This is a genomic window from Kitasatospora sp. NPDC093806 (genome assembly GCF_040683335.1).
GTDB lineage: Bacteria > Actinomycetota > Actinomycetes > Streptomycetales > Streptomycetaceae > Kitasatospora.
Window position 1 is genome coordinate 1 of sequence record NZ_JBFBDO010000238.1, and the last position, 2,862, is coordinate 2,862.

General features: G+C 76.4%; 2 protein-coding genes. Both read right to left on the reverse strand.

Features of this window, described 5'->3' with window-relative positions; all coding sequences use genetic code 11:
• Positions 1 to 988 (reverse strand): type II secretion system F family protein (locus AB0N76_RS39600; protein ID WP_363565709.1); only part of this gene is annotated, 988 nt, incomplete at its 3' end.
• Positions 988 to 2,640 (reverse strand): ATPase, T2SS/T4P/T4SS family, encoded by a 1,653-nt coding sequence (locus tag AB0N76_RS39605; RefSeq protein ID WP_363565710.1) that lies wholly within the window; start codon positions 2,638 to 2,640, stop codon positions 988 to 990. The genes AB0N76_RS39605 and AB0N76_RS39600, both read right to left, overlap by 1 nt.
• Between the last annotated feature and the right edge of the window lie 222 nt (positions 2,641 to 2,862).

Sequence of the window (2,862 nt, forward strand, 5' to 3'; positions counted from 1 at the left end):
GGGCGTGGTCGCGGCGCTGTTCGTCGGGGTGATCGCCTGGATGCGCGCGCTGGCCGCCGCCGGGTCCGCGCCGCATCGAACGGCCGGTCCGGCTACGCCGGTCCAGCTCCAGCAGCCGCGGCACCGGCGGGTAGGCGGCCAGCGCGCGCATCCAGGCGATCACCCCGACGAACAGCGCCGCGACCACGCCCAGCACGATCTGGCCGAGCACCGAGCTGTACGGGCGGGTGTACTCGGTGTTGAACGAGCCCACCACCACGACCAGCAGGATGATGCCGACCAGCCAGCGGATGGTGGTGCGGTGCTTGGCCCGGTCGGCCTCGATGACGCGCCGCTGCCGGACCTCCTCGCGCACCGAGTCGGCCATGTCGGAGAGCGCCCGGGCCAGGCCCGGCCCGCTGTCCCCGGCCCGCAGCAGCAGGGCGGCGAGCACCTTGTCGGCGGTGGCGTCGGCCATCGCGTCGGCGAACAGGCGCAGCGCCTCCTCGGGACGCCAGCGGGCCTGCAGCCGGGCGGCCAGTTCGCCGACCTCGGCCTCGATCGCGGCGGGCGCGGTCCGGCGGCTGGTGACGATCGCCTGGTTGAGGCCGACGCCGAGCAGCAGCACGTCGGCGATCCGCTGGGTCCACTCGGAGAGCGCCTCCAGGCGTTCGATCCGGTCGGTGTCGGAGCGGGTGGTGTCGAACAGCCAGGGCAGGCCGAACACCGCGAGCGGCACCAGCAGCGCGGTCAGCGGGATGCCGGTGAACAGCCAGCCCAGTGGCGCGGCGGCGAGCGCCAGCGGCACCTGGATCCGGCGCAGCCGGACCATCCGGTCGGAGGCGGTGCCGGGCGCGCCGTACCAGAGCACGTGCAGCCGGCCGGCCAGCGGGTTCACCGGCTCGGGCTCGCCGGCCTCCGGGTCCACCGGGTCGCCGCCGCGGGCCCAGACCACCAGGGTGACCAGGCCGGCCACGACGGCCAGGCCGCAGAGCACGAAGAGCGGCATCACCGGTCGCCACCGCCGATCCGGAGCTGGAGCGGCGCGGCCCAACTGCCGTACCGGGAGCCGAGCAGCGCGGCGTCGAAGCCGGCCCGGCGCAGGTCGTCCAGGCACTGCGGCGGGGTGTGCGGGACGGCGCGCGGCTCGCCGAGTTCGGGGCGCGGGCCGAACACGGTGTTCAGCGCGGGCCGGCCGCTCTCGCCGAGGCCGGTGACCTCCAGGACGTGCGAGACGAAGCGGTGCCGGCGGCCGCCGACGTGCGTCTCGTCGACCATCGCGACGTGCACGATGAGGTCGACCGCGTTGGCGGTGAGCCGGTAGGCGAGCGCGTCGGTCATGTGCGAGCCGTACTCCAGGCAGAGTTCGGCGATCCGGTCGACGACCATGTGCGGGCCGCGCGCGTGCAGGGTGCACATCGAGCCGCCCTCGCCGTTGGTCATGACGCGCAGCATCGGGACGACCTCGCCGGAGCGGACCTCGCCGACGATGATCCGGGACAGCGTCATCCGCAGCGCGGCCGGGATGAGGTCGCCGATCGACAGCTCGCCCGCCGAACGGCCCTCCACCCGTTCGCCGTTGCCCTCGCGGGCCTCCATCGGGACGACCTGGCGCAGGTGGCCCAGGGTGTGCAACCAGAGCTCGAACTCCGACTCCAGGGTGCCGATCCGCTCGTCCGGCGGGATCTCGGCGGCCATCGCGCGCAGCAGGCTGGTCTTGCCGACGCCCTGGGTGCCGGTGATCATCACGTTCTTCCGGGCCCGGATGGCGCTGGCCAGGAAGGCGGCGAGGGTGGTGTCCAGGGTGCCGAGCCGGACCATCTCGGGCAGCGTCGCCGAGGCGACCCGGTGCCGGCGGATCGCCACGTACGGGCGCGGGGTGACCTCGGTGAGCGCCTGGAGGCGCATGCCGCCCTCCAGGCGCAGGGCGAGGGTCGGGCTGGCGGTGGAGAGGCTGCGCTCGCCGCCGCCGTGCTGGCGGGCCAGGTCCTGGAGCAGTTCGACGAGTTCGCCGTCGCTGTCGGCCACCGGCGGGACCTGGCGCAGGGGTTGGTGGACCCGGGAGACCCAGACGTCGTCGCAGCCGTTGATCAGGATGTTCTCGATCTCCGGGTCGTCGAGGTAGGGCTGGAGCCGGCCGGCCCGGAAGAGCAGGTCGAAGACGGCCTCGGCGAGCGCCCGGTCCTGGTCGCGGGTGGGCGGGATGCCGTGGGTCTGCGCGTAGGCGTCGGACCAGCGGGCGACGGCCTCCTCGATCAGCGCCCGGCCGCGCTGGCGGCGGGTGGCGCGGTCCGGTTCGGTGCCGGAGCCGGAGGTCAGCCGGGTGATCTGCTGGTGCAGTTCGGCGGCGACCTGGCGCTTGAGCTCGCGCGCGACCTGCGGGTCGACGGCCGGGCGGGTGCCGGCGCCGCGCCGGTCGAGCGAGGGCAGCTGGGAGGGGACGGCGGTGGGGGTCGCGGCGGCGCCGTTCGGCGGCTGCGGCCCGGCGGGACTGGCCGGGGCCTGCTGCCCGGCCGGGGCGACGGGGCCGGGGACCACCCGGCCGGGCGTCACCGGGCCGGGTGCGACCGGGCCCGGGGCGACCGGGCCGGGCAGGGGCGTGGTCCAGGGCAGCGCGGCCGGGTCGGTCGCGGGCTGCTGGTGCAGTGGGCTACCGCGCACGGAGCACCTCCCCGTCGGCGGGTTCGTCCAGGGTCACGGGGCCGGGGCCGGGGCCCGCTTCAGGGCCGGGGCCGGTGTACCCGGGCGCGGGCGCGCCGGGGTACGGCTGGCCGGGGTACGGCGCGGCGGCGTGCCCGGGGAAGGGCGCGGGCGCGGCCGGCTGTACGGGCCGGTCCCGCCGGTGATCACCACCGGCCCGGTGGCGCCGCTGGCCGGCCTCGC